Genomic DNA, 16850 nt, shown 5'->3' with positions numbered 1-16850 from the left:
TTCCTTTCGCTTGGCTTAAACCAGATGCAAGCCGGTCAGCAGCATGTCGATGGCTTTGATGCCGACAAAGGGCACCGCGATGCCACCCAGACCATAAATCAGCAGATTGCGACGCAGCAGCGCCGCCGCGCCAATGGCACGATATGCAACGCCTTTGAGCGCCAGCGGAATCAGCGCCACGATGATGAGCGCATTGAAAATCACCGCCGACAAAATCGCCGACGACGGGCTACCCAGATGCATCACATCCAATACCTTCAGTGCAGGGTAGGTAGCGGCAAACATGGCCGGGATAATGGCGAAATACTTGGCGATATCGTTGGCGATGCTGAAGGTGGTCAGCGAACCGCGCGTAATCAGCATTTGCTTGCCGATTTCCACGATCTCGATCAATTTGGTGGGATTGGAATCCAGATCCACCATATTGCCCGCTTCCTTGGCCGCCTGCGTACCGGTATTCATGGCCACGGCGACATCCGCTTGTGCCAGCGCCGGTGCATCATTGGTGCCGTCACCGGTCATAGCGACCAGACGTCCACCTGCCTGATATTCGCGGATCAGTTTGAGCTTGGCCTCCGGCGTGGCTTCTGCCAGAAAATCATCCACACCCGCTTCAGCCGCAATGGCCGCAGCCGTCAGCTTGTTATCGCCGGTAATCATCACTGTTTTGATGCCCATGCGGCGTAACTCGGCAAAGCGCTCCTTGATGCCGCCCTTGACGATGTCTTTCAGCTCGACCACACCCAGCACACGGCTCGAATCTGCCACCACCAGTGGTGTAGAACCACGGCGTGCCACTTCGTTGACATCCTCTTCCACGGCCTTGGGAAAGCTCAGACCTACATCGGCTGCATACTTGCGAATGGCATCCACCGCCCCCTTGCGGATCGCACGATCCGGCAGGTCGACGCCGCTCATGCGGGTCTGTGCAGTAAAGGGTACAAAGCTTGCGCCCAGCGCATGCAGATCATGCTCGCGAATGCCATGCTGTTGCTTGGCCAGCACCACAATGCTGCGGCCTTCCGGGGTCTCATCTGCCAGCGAGGACAATTGTGCGGCTTGCGCCAGATCCTTCACGGTCACACCCGGTGCCGGGAAAAAGCCCGAGGCCTGACGATTGCCGAGCGTGATGGTGCCGGTCTTGTCCAGCAACAGAACATCCACGTCACCCGCGGCTTCCACTGCACGACCCGAGGTGGCAATCACGTTCGACTGCATCATCCGACTCATCCCCGCCACGCCAATCGCCGACAGCAAACCACCGATTGTGGTCGGAATCAGGCACACCAGCAGCGCCACCAGCACAGTAATGGTGACCGGCGAACCTGCCTTCATCACATCCACGCTGAATTGCGAGAACGGCAGCAATGTGACGGTGGCAAACAGAAACACCAGGGTCAGCGCCACCAGCAGGATCGTCAGGGCGATTTCGTTAGGGGTTTTCTGGCGCTTGGCACCTTCTACCATCGAGATCATCCGATCGAGAAAACTCTCGCCCGGATTAGTCGTGACGCGCATGACAATCCAGTCAGACAGTACGCGGGTACCACCGGTCACAGCAGAGAAATCCCCGCCCGACTCACGAATCACCGGCGCGGATTCGCCGGTAATAGCGCTTTCATCCACCGATGCAACGCCTTCGATGACCTCACCATCGGCAGGAATCACATCGCCCATTTCCACCAGCACAATGTCCCCCTTGCGCAGGCTGGGTGAATCCACCACGCTGACCTTGGACTTGTCGGTGGCATTGGCCATTTTCTTGGCTACGACATTTTTCTTGCTGGCACGCAGGCTGGCGGCCTGGGCTTTGCTGCGCCCTTCTGCCAGCGCCTCGGCAAAATTGGCAAACAGCACGGTAAACCACAGCCAGATGGTGACCGTCAGGATAAATCCTGCAGGCGCTTCGCCCTGCCCGGTCAGCGCCTGTAGATACAGCAGCGTCGCCAAGATACTGCCGATAAACACCACAAACATCACCGGATTCTTCATCTGGGTGCGTGGCGACAATTTCTTGAACGAATCCACAATGGCCGGTTTGACCAGTGCCGGATCGAACATGGAGGTATTGCGCGTATTCATGCTAAGTCTCCCGCCTTATTTCACACTGATCATCTGCAATTGTTCAACCACCGGCCCCAGCGCCAGCGCAGGCACATACGTCAGCGCACCCACCAGCACCACCGAACCAATCAGCAGGCACACAAACAAGGGACCATGGGTCGGCAAAGTACCGGCGCCCGCTTCGATGCGTTTTTTAGCGGCCAGATTGCCCGCAATCGCCAGCACCGCCACCGCAGGCCAGAATCGGCCAAAAAACATCGCAATGGCCAGCATCACGTTGTAAAACGGGGTATTGGCAGACAGACCGGCAAAGGCGCTGCCGTTGTTGTTGGCAGCAGACGAGAAGGCATACAGAATTTCACTGAAACCATGTGCACCCGGATTGGCAATCCCCGCCCGGCCCGCATCGGTCATCACCGCGATGGCCGCGCCCGCCAGAACCAGCAGAGGCGTCACCAGAATCACCACGGACGACATCTTGATATCGAACGCTTCGATCTTCTTGCCCACATATTCAGGTGTGCGACCAATCATCAAGCCCGCGATAAACACCGCAATCACGGCATAAATCAGCATTACATACAGGCCGGAACCCACCCCGCCAAAAATCACTTCACCCAGCTGCATCAGCCACATCGGCACCAGCCCGCCAATCGGCGTAAAGGAATCATGCATGGCGTTCACCGCACCGCAGGAAGCAGAGGTGGTGATGGTGGCAAAAAGCGTCGTCGCCACAATACCAAAGCGCGTTTCCTTGCCTTCCATATTGCCGCCCGCCTGGAATGCGCCAGCCGTCTGATCAATATGCAAGGATGCAAAGGCCGGATTCCCCGCTTGTTCAGCCCAGCCACATACGCCCAGGAAAAACAGGAAGATGATGCCCATCGCCGCAAAGACCGCCCAACCCTGACGACGATCCCCCACCATCTCGCCAAAGGCATAGACGAGCCCGGCAGGGATTATGAATATCGCCAGCATCTGCAGGAAATTGCTCAATGGGGTGGGATTTTCATAGGGGTGCGATGAATTGGCATTAAAGAATCCGCCACCATTGGTGCCTAGCATCTTGATCGCCTCTTGCGAAGCCACCGGGCCCATGGCGATACTTTGCGTGGGTGACGAAGCATCTTCCAGTACCGGATTGCCTTGCGCATCCTTGACCGGATTCCCGGCAGCATCATGCTTCGGTTGTTGCCAGGTGCTGATTTCCAGTGTGGTAGCGTCCTGATAGGGCGCGAAATTCTGGATGACGCCCTGCCCCATCAGCAAGGTTGCCAGAATCAGCGAACCCGGCAGCAGGATGTACACCGTGGCACGGGTTACATCGACCCAGAAGTGACCAATGGTCGCAGACGACTTGCGTGCAAACCCGCGAATCAGAGCAATGGCGACGACGATGCCACTGGCGGCAGAGAGGAAGTTCTGCACGGTCAGCCCCAGCATCTGGGTCAGATAGCTCATCGTGCTTTCGCCGCCGTAGGCCTGCCAGTTGGTATTGGTGATAAAGGAAATAGCGGTATTGAACGACAGATCAGGCGCCAGTCCCGGCAATTGCTGCAGGTTGAGGGGCAAGGACCCTTGCAGGCGCTGCAGGCCATACAGCACCAGCGCCCCCAGCAGGTTAAACGCGAGAAACGCAATAGCGTAAGGCTTCCAGCCCGTTTCTTCCTGCTCATCAATGCCACCTAAGCCATAGATGAGTTTCTCCAGCGGTCGCAGCGGCCGGGTATACCAGCGTTGCTCGCCGCGCATGACTGCGGCAATAAACAGACCCATGGGCTTGGTGAGCAAGAGCAGCACCAGCACATACAGGCCGTATTGAATCAAGGCGTTGTGCATGTCAGAACCACTCCGGCTTTAAAAGGGCAACAACGAGGTAAATCAGTAGCAGGACGGTCACTGCGCCTGCCAGCAAGGTCAGCCAGGTCATGATGGCTCCCTTAAGCGTTCGCACAGCACCACCAGCGCCCAGGCCAGGGCACCAAAGAGCGCGGTCAGACCGAGAAACAAGGTATCCAAAGTGCATCTCCAGTTAAGATGTTTACTGGCGCGACTATAGGGATCGGGGTGTAAAAACAGGGTAAAAAACGGGGGGAGGATCGGGCACTGCGGATATAAAAAACGGCAGCCCGTGGGCTGCCGTTTATTTGGTACTGATTCGCCTTACTTCTTGTCGGGTTCGCCCGGTTGCGGGAATCCCTGGAAGCCAAAGCCACTCCACAGATTCTTCGCGCGATCCTGCAACTGCTGCTGCATGTCGACAAACATATTGGTGCTCTGTTCCAGATAGCTGGTCATCATGTTCTGCATGGCCGGTGCCTGGAACTTCATGAACTCGCCCCACAGGTTGGCATTGCCGGACATGGGGTTTTCCTGGCCATAGACATTGGAGGCCTGCTCCTGCAGCCGTTGTTGCATCTGCGCAAACAACTGCATGTTCTTTTCCAGATAATTCCCCATCAGCCCCTGCATGGTGTGGCCGTAGAAACGGATCAACTGGGTCAGCACGTCATAGCTCAGCATGGGCTGGCCACCCGATTCTTCATCGAGAATGATCTGCAACAGCACGCTGCGCGTGATGTCCTCATGCGTCTTGGCATCCTCGACTACGATCTCCACGTTCTCGAGCACCAGCTGCTTTACATCCTCAAGCGTGATGTAACAGCTGGTAGCAGTGTCGTACAGGCGTCGGTTCGGGTACTTTTTGATGACGCGCTTTTCTTCTGCCAATTTCGTCCCCTTCTTGTTGTCTGGCTTAGCAGGTTCATTCACTCAGGGGAGAATGTATCCCACTGACAAAGCGAAGCATTCTATTATGTTGCGAAGCACAAATGTCATTTGACGTATGCATGACCCCTTCCTAGAATAGACCATGGTTTGTGCTTAGCAGCATGAATATACCTCAGCTGGCATGAATCGGCATCCCGTTCACAAGGAGACGTTCGTGGTAAAGCAACAGTTTTCCCCAATGGCTGATCTTGCTGGCCACCAATATGATGCATTTCTGCGCCTGGCCAAGGTGTCACTCGATAGCACCGAGCGACTGGTGCAACTGCATATGGACACCGTTCGCCAGGCAATCGACGAAGCCACCGGCGATGCGCTCAAACTGACGCAGGTTCAGGATTTGAACTCGGCGACAGCAGTGCGCAATGCCGTTGCCAGCAAGCTGGCTGATTCGTTCATGGCCTACTCGCGCAACATTCACGAAATCGCAGGTCAGATTCAGCAGGAAGTGCTGCGCGTTGCCGAAGAAAACATGGGCGCGTTTGGTAAATCCATCGAATCCGGCCTCGACTCGGCACGCGTATCCGGTCCAGCTGGTTCCGAGCAATTTCTGGCAGCACTGAAATCTTCGTTTGCGGTGAACAGCGCCGCCATCGACAGCCTGACCAAAGCAGCCAAGCAAGTCAGCGAATTTGCCAATGCCAGCGTGGAAGCAGCGACCACTGCAACCGCCAATGCAGTCAAAGGCGCAAGCAAGAAATAAGGCTTAATTCAGTTTTATTTCAGGGCCCTGCGGGGCCTTTCGTCATTTTTGGCCTACAATCTGGGTTGTTTGCTGATCTGAATTGTTGATACCTCATGACGTTTGCTTCTCTGGGTTTGATTGAGCCCTTGCTGAAATCCCTTGCCGAGCAAGGCTACACTCAACCCACGCCTGTGCAGGCACAGGCTATTCCAGCCATTCTCGAAGGCCGCGACATCATGGCCGCCGCCCAGACCGGCACCGGTAAAACCGCCGGTTTCGGCCTGCCACTGCTGCAGCGCCTGAGCCAGGTCGACATGGCCTTGCAGCCCAATTGCGTGCGTGGCCTGATTCTGGTGCCCACCCGCGAACTGGCCGAACAGGTCAGCCACAGCATCCGCACCTACGGCCAGCATCTGCGCGTCAGCAGCTTTGCGGTGTACGGTGGCGTCAGTATCAACCCGCAGATGATGCGCCTGCGCCGCGGCGTCGATATTCTGGTCGCCACCCCGGGCCGCCTGATCGACCTGATGAGCCAGAATGCCGTCAAACTCAAGCATGTGCATACGCTGGTGCTCGATGAGGCCGACCGCATGCTGGACATGGGCTTTGTGCGCGAACTGAACACGATTTTTGCCGCCCTGCCGCAAAAACGTCAGACCCTGCTGTTCTCGGCCACCTTCTCCGACACCATCCGCTCGATGGCCGTGAAGCTGCTGAATGATCCGATCGGCATTGAAGTCACCCCGCGCAACGAAGCCGCGAAAACGGTGCAGCAATCTGTCATCACCTGCGACAAGCAGCAAAAGCCCGCCTTGTTCTGCCATCTCTACGAATCAGAACGCTGGGAACAGGTGCTGGTGTTTGTGAAAACCCGGCGCGGCGTGGACAAACTGGTCAAGACTTTAGCCGCACAAGGCGTGGAGGCAGATTCAATCCACGGCGACAAGTCGCAGCCCGCCCGCCTGAAAGCGCTGGCACGCTTCAAATCCGGCGAAGCGCGCATTCTGGTGGCAACCGACGTGGCTGCACGCGGACTGGATATTGAAGAACTGCCGCTGGTAATCAATTTTGATATGCCGGTGGTGGCCGAAGACTATGTGCACCGTATTGGCCGGACAGGTCGTGCCGGAGCCAGCGGTCATGCCATTTCGCTGGTCTGCGCCGATGAAGTCGACCTGCTGAAAGCCGTCGAAACCCTCATCAAGCAGAACATTCCGCGCGAAGAAATCCGTGGCTTCGAAGCCGAACATCGCGTGCCGCTGACCAATGGTGCAGCGTTTGCACCCAAGCGCCCGAAGAAGCCCAAAGCCCCGAAGATCCTCGGCGAAGGCGGCCAGACCATTCCGCTGACGCCGGGCTCGCGCAAACCTAAGGGCGCAGCGCCTAAGCCCGCAGCCAAGCCAGCGGTGCAAGGCACCGGCAATCAAAAACCAGCAGGCGCCAAACCCGCCACGCCTAAGGCCGGCGCACCCAAACCAGCTGGCGCAGCAAGCGGCACCCGACGTCAGCCGAATATTCCGGGGCGCGGGAAGGGGAAGAAGGTCGGGAAGTAAGGGGCTCAGTCTTTGTTGGTGTGTTTGAAGTGCAGATACACACCGATCAGTTCAATCCCTGCGAAAAGCGCGATCCAAATGGCATGTAGCAGGGAATTGAATGCAGGGCTTACATCCAGTAAGGGACTTATCAGCGGGTAGGCCGCCAAACCGACCATACCCGTCATGACACATACTGCGACAGTACGCTTACTGTTCTTCATCTGTATTCCTCATCAATCGGGTAGCCTCCTAAACCAGCTGCCCCCGCCACACAATTCAACCCACTCCCCCGCACAAACGTACACAGCGTCATTCCAGCTGCTTCCGCCGCCAGCTGCGCCATCGAGGTCGCCGCGCTGATCGCTGCGACGGTATGAAATCCTGCAGTTGCCGCCTTCTGGATCATTTCAAAGCTGGCGCGGGAGGTGAGCAGCAGCACTCCCTCCGCCGGATTCAGGCGGGCGTTTGCCATCGCGCCGATCACCTTATCGAGCGCGTTGTGGCGACCGGCATCTTCGCGCAGCAGCACGATCTCGCCTGTTGCCGTGGCAAAGGCCGCCGCGTGCGCCGCACCCGTAGCCTGACCCAACACCTGCAGCGGGGCCAGTTGCTGCATGGCGGCACAGATCACCTCGGGCCTTAACGCTGCATCCGAAGGTCTATGCACGCGCGGCATGCGTTTGATCGACTCCAGATCCGCCGCGCCACATAATCCACAGCTACTGCCGCCCGGCGCGGCCTGTCCGCGTGCAATCAAAGCAGCCAGTCGCGCATCGGGTATCTGCATCAGCGCCGCCCAGTGGCCGCTGGCAGGCACAATTTCAAGGGAGAGCAGTTCATCCGGATGGTCGATCACCGCCTCAGACAGACAATACCCCAGCGCGAAGTCTTCCAGATCGCCCGGCGTCACCATCATCACCCGATGATGTGTGCCATTCCATTCCAGCGACAGCGCAGCCTCATCCAGCAAGCAGTCCTGCACTTGCTCGCCCACACCATTGCGTACGCGCCAGACAGTGACTTCAGCCATGCGCCACCTGCTTCAAGCGTACATGCGGTGCGGGGCTGCCTTCGCGCGGCAATAGTTCTACCATTCCTTGCGCAGCCATCATGCTCAGTGTGCGCAGCATCGTAGACAGGGGCAGCTCGAAGGACTTCGCCAGCCGCATCGCCGAGACTTCGCCATGCACAGCCAGAAATTCAAGTACATCCGCTTCCATGTGCTTAGCCCTGCCCTGCAGCGACGATGCGCACCGGGATTTCCTTCGACGCCGGGGTATTGGCACCCTTGGCTTTCAGGCTGGTTTCGGCCAGCGGCGTCACTTCGGGGAAATAGCCAGCAATGCACCCCTGCGGAATATCGTATTGCACCAGCCTAAAGCCCTGCACGCTCCGTGGCACACCATCTTCGGTGACGGCGTGCAGATCGACCATTTGCCCATCCACAAAACCGAGTCGCGCTAGATCAGCCGCCGAAATAAAAATCACCTCGCGACCGCCAAACACACCGCGATAGCGATCATCCATGCCGTAGATGGTGGTGTTGTACTGATCATGCGAACGTATGCTCATCAGCGCCAGCACCTGATCACCGGCACGGGCACGCGCACGGTGAATCGGGGTATCCAGCGGAATCGGATGCACGCGAAATTCAGCCTTGCCCGATGCAGTCTGCCACTTGCGCAGCGCCGCCATATTGGGAAGCCAGAAGCCGCGTGGCACCCGGATACGTTCATTGAACTGCTCGAAGCCCGGAAACACGCCTTGCTGGCAGGACTCAATGCGCGTGCGGATCGCATCATAATCATCGGCCAGCGCCAGCCACGGCACATGCGCGTCCCCGACGGCAGCATGCGCCAGATGGGCGATGATGGCCGGTTCGGACATCAGCTGCGGGCTGGCGGGCAGATTGATGCCCGCCGACTGGTGCACCATGCTCATCGAATCCTCGACGCTGACAAACTGCGCCTGTCCCTTACGCATATCGATTTCAGTGCGCCCGAGACAAGGCAGAATCAGCCCCACCGAACCCGGATACAGATGCGAACGATTGAGCTTGGTGGCAATGTGCACGGTCAGATGCGCACGGCTCATGCCCTCGCAGATGCGCGGACTATCCGGCGCGGCTGCCGCAAAATTCCCGCCCAGCGACAGAAAGCCCTGCAGCTCGCCGCGAATCAGCGCCTCGGCAGTCGCCACCGCATCCAGCCCTGGCTCGGCAGGCGGGGTGAATCCGAATTCACGCTGCAAATTGGCCAGCCACGCAGGCGACGGTTTCACCGTGATGCCCTGCGTTCTGTCGCCCTGTACATTGGAATGTCCGCGCACCGGCACGGCACCCGCGCCCGGCTTGCCGATATTGCCCTTGAGCAGCAGCAGATTGACGATGGTCTGGATGGTGGCGACGGCGTATTCGTGGTGGGTAATGCCCATGCACCAAGTGATCAGCGTTGCATTGGAATGCATGTAAATCTGCGCAGCCCGTTCGATATGCGCCCGGCTCAGGCCGCTTTCAGCCTCGATACGATCCCAGGATTCGGCCAGAATGTCTTCACGTAGCGCAGCGAATCCGCTGGTGTGCTCGGCGATAAAAGCATGATCCAGCACCCGATCGCGTCCGCCCGCACGGGCTGCATCGTCCGCTTCGATCAGCACCCGCATCATGCCCTTCAAAAAAGCCAGATCGCCGCCGATTTTGACTTGAAAATAATGATCGGAAATCGTTTCCGCGCCGCCCGTCAGCATCTCGCTCGGGCGCTTGGGATCGGTAAAACGCTCCAGCCCGCGTTCCTTCAGCGGGTTCACCGACACAATGGTCGCACCGCGCTGATGCGCACGGTGTAGCTCGCCCAGCATGCGCGGATGATTGGTGCCCGGATTCTGGCCGATCACAAAAATGGCCTCCGCCAGCGCAAAATCCTCCAGCCGCGCCGTGCCCTTGCCCACGCCGATCACTTCGCGCAGACCCACGCCCGATGGCTCATGACACAGATTCGAGGAATCCGGCAGATTATTGCTGCCGTAACGCCGCACCATCAGCTGCCACAGAAACGCGGCTTCGTTGCTGCTGCGGCCCGAGGTATAAAACGACACTTTGTGCGGATCGAGCGCCCGCAATGTCTCGCCCGCCAGCGAAAAGGCCTCGTCCCAGCTGATCGGCAGATAGCGATTGGTGGCCGCATCGTAGCGCAGCGGTTCGGTCAGGCGGCCGTGATCTTCCAGCTCGAAATCGCTCTGGGTACGGAGCTCATTCAGCGTGTAGCGTGAGAATACCGATTGATCGGCCCGCTTCCAGGTCGCCTCCGAGGTCACGGCCTTCACGCCGTTTTCGCAGAACTCAAAGCTGGAACCATGCAAAGGGTCCGGCCAAGCGCAGCCCGGACAATCAAAGCCATCTGCCTGATTCGCCTTTTTCAGCGTAATCACGCCTTTCTTCAGGCCATGTTTGAGCAGGAATTTGCCGCTGCTCGCCAGCGCTCCCCATCCCCCTGCAGCGCCCTGATATGGGCGAATGCTCGCTTCTTGTTTTTTTGATGTGGACATCGTGTAGCCCTGACCGCGAAATAAGTGCGATATATTATCGCGCCGCCCCACCACGAAATCCAATTGTGCGCTGTGCATTTGCACAATCGGTGCTTCCTGATACACACATTCGGCGTTATTCTCGCGGCTTGCCTGTCAGGAGAGTTTTATGTTTACCACCGCCGACGCCAGTCTCACCCCCGATTACACCACCCTGCTCAACCAGCTGGACAGCCTGCTGGCCGGTGAGCGCGATTTCATCGCCAATGCCGCGCAATTTTCCGCCTTTGTGTATCAAACCTTCGACGGCCTGAATTGGGCTGGTTTCTACTTCGCACGCGGTGAAGAACTAGTACTCGGCCCCTTCCAGGGCAAAGTCGCCTGCGTGCGCATCCCCTTCGGACGCGGCGTATGCGGCACCACCGCCGTCAAGCGCGAAACCATCGTGGTCAAAGACGTCCACGCCTTCCCCGGCCACATCGCCTGCGACAGCGCCTCCAACTCGGAAATCGTGATTCCGGTGATCAAGGACGGCGTGCTGATTGGCGTATTTGATATCGATAGCCCGTTAATTGATCGCTTCAGCGATGCGGATAAGGTGGCGCTGGAAGCGATGGTGGAGAAGTTTGTGGCGGGGACGGATGTGAGAGTGATTGACTAATCCGACTTGGACAAAAGGCAGCCATCATGATTTACGATTGGCTGCCTTGGCTTGATGGGTCGAGTTATTTTAGCCGAAGCGCAACAGAGTTCAATTCATCAGTCCGCCTAGAATTCAGCTCAGTTTCACAAGCCAACCGAAATTCCTCAGCATACATTCCGAATGAAATTTCTTCTTGAAATTTACATTGAGCAGCACGATATTTTTTAAATGTTCGGCTACTGACATCAAATCCAGATCTGATTTGCTTGCGATTAACAAGATCATTGGGCAATGCTAGTAAAGCTGCGCGTAGGTCGCCTTCAACCCGCAAGAGCTCTTTCTCAGAATTCTTTTTATTTTCTAGAACACATTTGCTGACTTGCATGTGATTGCCAGTACTCGAACATTTATCTATCAGTGCATGCGCCAATGTCGCACACACAACATGCTCAGATGAAATTAATAGCATTATTGCAATTGCTATCCTCACAACCGCTCCCAAAAAATTTATGCGCGCAATACCATTTACATTTTACCCCTACTCAATCTACAACTATCTCATAGCCACTTTGCAATTCTGATCTACATATCGCACAAATCGAGAACCCAGCCTTTGTTTGAGAAATAATTGCAGGTTCAACGCCACCCTTCTTGCACCACCATCATCCGCCTCACCTAAATAAAAAGCGGCACCGCTATAACATTTTTCACTCAATACATTTTCGACTTCAAAACCATATATTTCTTTTTCAGAATACACAGCTAGGACTCGTACAGCACTTGCTTCTGGAAGCAATCCTTCGCCTCCGTCTTGCTTTTTTATAAACCCATTTTCCCTTGCAAAGGAATCAAGCAAGCTTATAAGCTCCGCTTTATTTGAATTTTCAAATGAAAACCAAAACTTCCCAGCAGGACTGTAAGTCTTGTATGAACATGACGAAATCATGAGGACCAGAAATACTAGCACGGACATTCGCACGAATTTAATTTACCTCTAATAAGAATGCGTAGATCTCGCCCAATAAATTAATTTACCATCACTAACCCAACCTAACTCAATCTACCGATGCCTCCCATGCTTCCGGGTAGAGGCCGCCGCCTTAGCCGGCTTACTCTTCCCATCCCCCTTAGCCACCTCACCCGCCGGCACCTTCAACACCGCACCTTTGGCCACGGCATTCGATTTAAGCCCATTAGCTGCCTTCAATTCCGCCACCGGCACACCATACTTCTTGGCGATAGACAGCAGGGTGTCGCCCTTCACCACCGTATGCGTACGAACAGGCGCGGGCTTGCTGGCCGGCGCAGTTTCCTTTGCTGGCGCGGCATTACTGGTATTCAACAATCCAGAGCGCAATACATCGGCCAGACTCTTTCGTTCACCTGCGTCAGCCGCACCTTGCAGGCGCACCAGAATGTGCTGACCCGAAGCCGCGCGATCCTTGCCGATGCGGTTGATGGTTTTCAGCTCGTCCACGCTCATGTTGTAGCGCTTGGCGATATCCGCCCAGCTTTCGCCCGGCTTGGTATCGTAGGCCTGCCAGGTGAGCAGCGGCTTGTCGTAACCGGCCAGCTTATCCAGAAACGCCTGCGCCTTTTCGGCGGGCAGAAGCAGCTTGCGGTCGAAGGTTTCGTTATACGGAAACACCGGCCGCACCAGCCCCGGATTCAGCTTCACGATTTCCGCGACGGTGGTGCCTGCCAGTTCGGCAATCCGATCCACGTCGATATGCTTCTTGATCGTCACCGATTCGAAATACGGCTTATTGGGCATATCCGGCAGGTTGATGCCGAATTGTTCCGGATGCAGCACGATATTGCGGATCGCCAGCAAACGCGGCACGTAATCGGCTGTCTGGTTCGGCTTGTTCATGGCATCGTAGGAGTCATCCTTGCCTGCGATACGGGCACGCTCTACGTTTTTCTGAACATGCCCTTCACCCCAGTTGTAGGCGGCCAGCGATTTCGGCCAGTCGCCAAACTGATTGTAGAGATCCTGCAGGTAATCCAGCGCGGCATAGGTTGCGGCCAGCACATCGCGGCGGCCGTCATACCAGAAGGTGCGCTCCAGACCATAGCGCGAGCCTGTCTCCGGCATAAACTGCCACATGCCCGATGCCGATGCATACGACACCGCATTGGCGTTGAACGCACTTTCAATAAACGGCAGTAGCGCCAGATCGGACGGCATGCCGCGTCGCTCGACTTCATCAACGAGGAAATACAGGAAGGGGCGCGAGCGCTCGATCACACCAATCAGAAATTTGGGATGCCGTGCATAGAATCGCTCCGCCTCACGCACTTTGGATGCACTGGCTTCGGGAATGCTGAACCCCATGCGCATGCGCATCCACAGATCAGGCGCAGCTTTGCGGGCAGCGAGTTCGGCTTCATGCTGGGCCACGGAAAACTGACCCGACGGGGTCTGCAGCGGTTGGGCAATGGCGGGTGCATTTAACGCAGGTGCAGCATCCGCTGCGTGCGCATAGGAAGCGGCAGCAAGCGCCAGCCAGCAGGTCAGGCCGAGAGCAGTACGGGACATAGGCAGCGTGGGGTTTCCGTGTTTCAGCTTACGCACAATTCAAGACTTTCATGACTACAGGCCTAACTCGTTTGCGAATGCCACATTTGAGCAATCACCCAGAGCAGCATACTGCTTGTTTTCTTTCGCCCACATCTTGCCAAGTCGCATGACTTGCGGACCGCAACTTGAGCTGGCAGAGGTCAATAAGCCCCCGAGGACCATCGTGATACTAATGACAACCCCAGCAAAGACTCTCAAGGGCAAGAGCCGATTTGGCTTGCGCAAGTATTTGATGGATAGGATCAGCGCGGAGATAAAGGTTAGCAGTATGAAAAGCTTGAACAGCCCGTAATCAATCTCTTCAACGATCCAGCCACCAAAATTCAAAACCAATGCGATTAACCATAAGGGCAGTAGCGCGGATAGCAAAAACCCGATCCACCATCGCAAACGGATGTGGTTAGCCAGAATCATGTTTGCCCAAGGGTAAAGTTGGTAGAAATCAACGCCCGATGGTAACCACCAGCCCCATCAACGTCAATCTTGCACAATCCGCGCCTATCCTCGAAAGGTATCCTTGGCACGGCGCAGAGCCGCAAAGCAAGCAACCGTACTGTCCACGCTGGCATCCATTTTGACAGCAGCCTGTCGCACAGCCGGCACATCCACCCGCAAAAAGGGATTGGTGTCCCGCTCAAGCGCGATGGTGGACGGCAGCGTCGGCTCGTTCCGCTCACGGGCAGCGGCATCACGCTGCATGCGCGCAATCAGGGCTTGGTTATCCGGCTCGATGGTCAGGGCAAAGCGCAGATTGCCCAGCGTATATTCATGGGTACAACATACCAGCGTATCTGCCGGCAGGCTGGCGAGTCGCTGGAGGGACGCATGCATCTCCTCGGGCGTACCTTCAAACAGACGGCCGCACCCGCCGCCGAACAGCGTATCCCCGCACAGCACCAGCCCTTCGCCCACATAAGCCAGATGATCGAGCGTGTGCCCCGGCACGCACCAGACATCCAGCTCGATGCAGCCAATCTTGATCCGGTCACCCTCGCCCACGGGGTGCGTCACCTGAGTAATACGGGCAGAGCCGTATACCGGCACCGGCCACCGCGCCACGATCTCATCTACCCCGCCAATATGATCTGCATGATGGTGCGTCAGCACAATGGCATCGGGTGCCAGACCCTGACTATCCATCCAGGCAAAGACAGGCGTAGACTCACCCGGATCAACGATGATCAGGGATGAATCTTTGCGAATCGTCCAGATATAATTATCTGAGAGAATCGGGATCGGGAAAATCTGCACCATGACACACCTGAGTGACAACGCGCTCGCAGATACCAGCAAACCGTGCGGCATGGATACGCGCCGCGCCGATGAATTTGCCGACTGGCTGACAACGCAGCCGGGACGATATCTGATGCGCCGGGAAAGCGACTGGATCGACCATACTGTGGCCGACCTGTTCGGATTCTACGCGATCCAGCTCGAATTGCCCGAACACGATTTACTGCGTAACAACCGGATTCCTGTACGTATCCGCGCAGGTCACCAGCATGCAAACGATATTCTGTGCGATCCCATGGCCCTCCCCTTTGCCAGCCAGTCGGTCGATTTGCTGGTAATGGCGCACACGCTCGATTTTCATGCTGATCCGCATCAGGTGTTACGCGAGGCCGAACGCGTGCTAATGCCGGAAGGCCGATTACTGATTACCGGCTTTAATCCCTGGAGTCTGTGGGGTGCCAGCCGCTTTGTGCTGCGAAAGCGTGGTGCCCCCTGGCACGCCAATTTTCTGAACGTGCCGCGTGTAAAAGACTGGCTTGCCCTGATGGGCTTCCAGATCGCCTCTACCCGTCTGATGTGCTTCGCACCGCCTTTCCAGCGCGAAAGCTGGCTGACACGCTTCGAATGCCTCGAATTTTCCGGCCATCGTTTCAATCCGGTCGGAGGGGCATTTTATGGCATCGAAGCGGTGAAACGCGTGCAGGGCATGCGGCTGGTCGCGCCAAAATGGAAAAAAGTGCGCGTGCGTGCCGCCCCTGTCCCGGCGCTTGATACGCAATCAACCCTCCCCGATCCACTGCGTAAATCCTGACACAGGTTGTTGTTTTTACGGCATTCAAAGCAGACTATTGAGATTCCTCAAGTGATTTTGCGGCACACTGCTACGCATGCTGCACCCCTGTCGTCTGGGTGGGCGGCGTGCCATAGAAAACATCAGGAGAAGACAATGCATCAAAGAGCCTTGCGCCTGCTCGCGCTGGCAGCACTTGTGCTGCCTGTGACCGCGCATGCTGCCGACGCGCCTAAAGGGAATGCTGCCGATGGCGCGAAAAAGAACACCATGTGTGTTGGCTGCCATCAAATCCCCGATTACAAGACTGCTTTCCCTGCGGTGTATTCCGTCCCCAAGATCAGTGGTCAGCATGCCGACTATCTGGTTGAAGCACTCAAAGCCTACAAATCCGGTGCCCGCAAGCACCCTACGATGCGAGCCATTGCAGCCCAGCTGTCCGAACAGGACATGCTGGATCTGGCCGCCTTCTACACTGCCAAACAATAAGGAGCGCCCCATGAAGTCTCGCCTCATCGCCTGCGTGGGTCTCCTTGCAGCGGCAGGACTGCTACATGCAGCAGATCTCAAAGCTGGACAGGAAAAGGCGACGCAACTATGCGCTGCCTGCCATAACGCCGACGGAAAAAGCACCAATCCGCAATATCCCGTACTCGCAGGTCAGCATGCTGATTATCTCCGTCAGGCATTGAAAGCTTACCAGAGTGGCGATCGCAACAATGCCATCATGGCGGGCATGGCCAAGCCACTGAGCAAGGCGGATATTGATAATCTGGCTGCCTGGTTTGCTTCGCAATCCAGCAAATTGAATCAGACACGCTAATCTCACACCCAGCAACTGTGTTACGCAAACAACAAGAGGAAGAAAGCCAATTCTTCCTCTTTTGCTTACGCTCTATATCCGTCACGAACTTAGCCTGCAATTTTTCTTGTTCATGCGTACCACTTTCTTTTTCACTCATTAGCTATTGACGTCCTGGTAGCGGTGCGTCTCAAATAGGTGCAAA

At 56.6% G+C, this 16850-nt stretch carries 19 protein-coding genes; 6 read left to right on the top strand and 13 right to left on the bottom strand.

Going from position 1 to position 16850, the window contains the following annotated elements; all coding sequences use genetic code 11:
• Positions 1 to 15: 15 nt before the first annotated feature.
• The 4 genes from kdpB to phaR form a co-directional block, all read right to left on the bottom strand.
• Complete coding sequence (kdpB, locus tag KSF73_05605) at positions 16 to 2061, bottom strand: potassium-transporting ATPase subunit KdpB (GenBank protein MBV1775186.1); 2046 nt, start codon at positions 2059 to 2061, stop codon at positions 16 to 18.
• A gap of 36 nt (positions 2062 to 2097) precedes the next feature.
• Complete coding sequence (gene kdpA / locus KSF73_05600; GenBank protein MBV1775185.1) at positions 2098 to 3903, bottom strand: potassium-transporting ATPase subunit KdpA; 1806 nt, start codon at positions 3901 to 3903, stop codon at positions 2098 to 2100.
• Position 3904: 1 nt separating this feature from the next.
• Positions 3905 to 3997, bottom strand: coding sequence for a K(+)-transporting ATPase subunit F (gene kdpF / locus KSF73_05595; protein MBV1775184.1), 93 nt, complete (start codon positions 3995 to 3997; stop codon positions 3905 to 3907).
• 230 nt (positions 3998 to 4227) lie between these two features.
• A complete protein-coding gene (gene phaR, locus KSF73_05590; GenBank protein ID MBV1775183.1) occupies positions 4228 to 4794 on the bottom strand; it encodes a polyhydroxyalkanoate synthesis repressor PhaR in 567 nt (188 codons plus the stop codon).
• 214 nt (positions 4795 to 5008) lie between these two features.
• Here phaR and KSF73_05585 point away from each other — a divergent pair, with 214 nt between their 5' ends.
• Positions 5009 to 5554, top strand: coding sequence for a phasin family protein (locus KSF73_05585; GenBank protein ID MBV1775182.1), 546 nt, complete (start codon positions 5009 to 5011; stop codon positions 5552 to 5554).
• A 95-nt stretch (positions 5555 to 5649) separates the two neighbouring features.
• The gene (locus KSF73_05580; GenBank protein MBV1775181.1) at positions 5650 to 7089 is read left to right on the top strand and encodes a DEAD/DEAH box helicase; all 1440 of its coding nucleotides are present in this window, start codon (positions 5650 to 5652) and stop codon (positions 7087 to 7089) included.
• 5 nt (positions 7090 to 7094) lie between these two features.
• On the opposite strand, the gene KSF73_05575 is transcribed toward KSF73_05580, so the two are convergent.
• The 4 genes from KSF73_05575 to KSF73_05560 are packed head-to-tail and all read right to left on the bottom strand — an operon-like array spanning position 7095 to position 10614.
• Positions 7095 to 7292 (bottom strand): hypothetical protein, encoded by a 198-nt coding sequence (locus KSF73_05575; protein ID MBV1775180.1) that lies wholly within the window; start codon positions 7290 to 7292, stop codon positions 7095 to 7097.
• Positions 7289 to 8101 (bottom strand): formate dehydrogenase accessory sulfurtransferase FdhD, encoded by an 813-nt coding sequence (gene fdhD / locus KSF73_05570; protein ID MBV1775179.1) that lies wholly within the window; start codon positions 8099 to 8101, stop codon positions 7289 to 7291. Before fdhD ends, KSF73_05575 begins: the two co-directional genes overlap by 4 nt.
• Positions 8094 to 8291, bottom strand: a complete 198-nt coding sequence (locus KSF73_05565) for a helix-turn-helix domain-containing protein (protein ID MBV1775178.1) — start codon at positions 8289 to 8291, stop codon at positions 8094 to 8096. Before KSF73_05565 ends, fdhD begins: the two co-directional genes overlap by 8 nt.
• A 4-nt stretch (positions 8292 to 8295) precedes the next feature.
• Entirely contained in the window at positions 8296 to 10614 is a 2319-nt protein-coding gene (locus KSF73_05560; GenBank protein MBV1775177.1) for an FdhF/YdeP family oxidoreductase, read from the bottom strand.
• A gap of 148 nt (positions 10615 to 10762) precedes the next feature.
• Here KSF73_05560 and KSF73_05555 point away from each other — a divergent pair, with 148 nt between their 5' ends.
• Positions 10763 to 11254: a GAF domain-containing protein gene (locus KSF73_05555; GenBank protein MBV1775176.1), complete on the top strand. Its 492-nt coding sequence runs from the start codon at positions 10763 to 10765 to the stop codon at positions 11252 to 11254.
• Between the two features lie 64 nt (positions 11255 to 11318).
• On the opposite strand, the gene KSF73_05550 is transcribed toward KSF73_05555, so the two are convergent.
• The 5 genes from KSF73_05550 to gloB all read right to left on the bottom strand — a co-directional run bounded on the left by KSF73_05550 (position 11319) and on the right by gloB (position 15074).
• A complete protein-coding gene (locus tag KSF73_05550; protein ID MBV1775175.1) occupies positions 11319 to 11621 on the bottom strand; it encodes a DUF1311 domain-containing protein in 303 nt (100 codons plus the stop codon).
• A 168-nt stretch (positions 11622 to 11789) separates the two neighbouring features.
• Positions 11790 to 12203 (bottom strand): hypothetical protein, encoded by a 414-nt coding sequence (locus KSF73_05545; GenBank protein ID MBV1775174.1) that lies wholly within the window; start codon positions 12201 to 12203, stop codon positions 11790 to 11792.
• Between the two features lie 93 nt (positions 12204 to 12296).
• Positions 12297 to 13778 (bottom strand): transglycosylase SLT domain-containing protein, encoded by a 1482-nt coding sequence (locus tag KSF73_05540; protein ID MBV1775173.1) that lies wholly within the window; start codon positions 13776 to 13778, stop codon positions 12297 to 12299.
• Between the two features lie 54 nt (positions 13779 to 13832).
• The gene (locus tag KSF73_05535; GenBank protein ID MBV1775172.1) at positions 13833 to 14234 is read right to left on the bottom strand and encodes a hypothetical protein; all 402 of its coding nucleotides are present in this window, start codon (positions 14232 to 14234) and stop codon (positions 13833 to 13835) included.
• Positions 14235 to 14318: 84 nt separating this feature from the next.
• Complete coding sequence (gloB, locus tag KSF73_05530; protein MBV1775171.1) at positions 14319 to 15074, bottom strand: hydroxyacylglutathione hydrolase; 756 nt, start codon at positions 15072 to 15074, stop codon at positions 14319 to 14321.
• 49 nt (positions 15075 to 15123) lie between these two features.
• Here gloB and KSF73_05525 point away from each other — a divergent pair, with 49 nt between their 5' ends.
• From KSF73_05525 to KSF73_05515, 3 genes are all read left to right on the top strand, one after another.
• Positions 15124 to 15864, top strand: coding sequence for a class I SAM-dependent methyltransferase (locus KSF73_05525; GenBank protein MBV1775170.1), 741 nt, complete (start codon positions 15124 to 15126; stop codon positions 15862 to 15864).
• Positions 15865 to 15999: 135 nt separating this feature from the next.
• Positions 16000 to 16332, top strand: coding sequence for a cytochrome c (locus tag KSF73_05520; protein ID MBV1775169.1), 333 nt, complete (start codon positions 16000 to 16002; stop codon positions 16330 to 16332).
• A gap of 10 nt (positions 16333 to 16342) precedes the next feature.
• Entirely contained in the window at positions 16343 to 16666 is a 324-nt protein-coding gene (locus KSF73_05515) for a cytochrome c (GenBank protein MBV1775168.1), read from the top strand.
• Positions 16667 to 16850 lie beyond the last annotated feature (184 nt).

It is taken from the genome of Burkholderiaceae bacterium DAT-1, assembly GCA_019084025.1.
Classification (GTDB): domain Bacteria; phylum Pseudomonadota; class Gammaproteobacteria; order Burkholderiales; family Chitinimonadaceae; genus DAT-1.
This window is presented reverse-complemented; position numbering and strand designations above follow the sequence as displayed.

What these genes read in the sequence shown, in the direction of transcription:
- gloB (MBV1775171.1), bottom strand. Translation starts at nt 15,074, where the DNA reads ATGGTGCAGATTTTCCCGATCCCGATTCTCTCAGATAATTATATCTGG.
- kdpB (MBV1775186.1), bottom strand. Translation starts at nt 2,061, where the DNA reads ATGTTCGATCCGGCACTGGTCAAACCGGCCATTGTGGATTCGTTCAAG.
- kdpA (MBV1775185.1), bottom strand. Translation starts at nt 3,903, where the DNA reads ATGCACAACGCCTTGATTCAATACGGCCTGTATGTGCTGGTGCTGCTC.
- KSF73_05540 (MBV1775173.1), bottom strand. Translation starts at nt 13,778, where the DNA reads ATGTCCCGTACTGCTCTCGGCCTGACCTGCTGGCTGGCGCTTGCTGCC.
- KSF73_05515 (MBV1775168.1), top strand. Translation starts at nt 16,343, where the DNA reads ATGAAGTCTCGCCTCATCGCCTGCGTGGGTCTCCTTGCAGCGGCAGGA.
- KSF73_05565 (MBV1775178.1), bottom strand. Translation starts at nt 8,291, where the DNA reads ATGGAAGCGGATGTACTTGAATTTCTGGCTGTGCATGGCGAAGTCTCG.
- KSF73_05535 (MBV1775172.1), bottom strand. Translation starts at nt 14,234, where the DNA reads ATGATTCTGGCTAACCACATCCGTTTGCGATGGTGGATCGGGTTTTTG.
- KSF73_05575 (MBV1775180.1), bottom strand. Translation starts at nt 7,292, where the DNA reads ATGAAGAACAGTAAGCGTACTGTCGCAGTATGTGTCATGACGGGTATG.
- KSF73_05560 (MBV1775177.1), bottom strand. Translation starts at nt 10,614, where the DNA reads ATGTCCACATCAAAAAAACAAGAAGCGAGCATTCGCCCATATCAGGGC.
- KSF73_05520 (MBV1775169.1), top strand. Translation starts at nt 16,000, where the DNA reads ATGCATCAAAGAGCCTTGCGCCTGCTCGCGCTGGCAGCACTTGTGCTG.
- KSF73_05555 (MBV1775176.1), top strand. Translation starts at nt 10,763, where the DNA reads ATGTTTACCACCGCCGACGCCAGTCTCACCCCCGATTACACCACCCTG.
- KSF73_05580 (MBV1775181.1), top strand. Translation starts at nt 5,650, where the DNA reads ATGACGTTTGCTTCTCTGGGTTTGATTGAGCCCTTGCTGAAATCCCTT.
- fdhD (MBV1775179.1), bottom strand. Translation starts at nt 8,101, where the DNA reads ATGGCTGAAGTCACTGTCTGGCGCGTACGCAATGGTGTGGGCGAGCAA.
- KSF73_05550 (MBV1775175.1), bottom strand. Translation starts at nt 11,621, where the DNA reads ATGCAAGTCAGCAAATGTGTTCTAGAAAATAAAAAGAATTCTGAGAAA.
- KSF73_05525 (MBV1775170.1), top strand. Translation starts at nt 15,124, where the DNA reads ATGGATACGCGCCGCGCCGATGAATTTGCCGACTGGCTGACAACGCAG.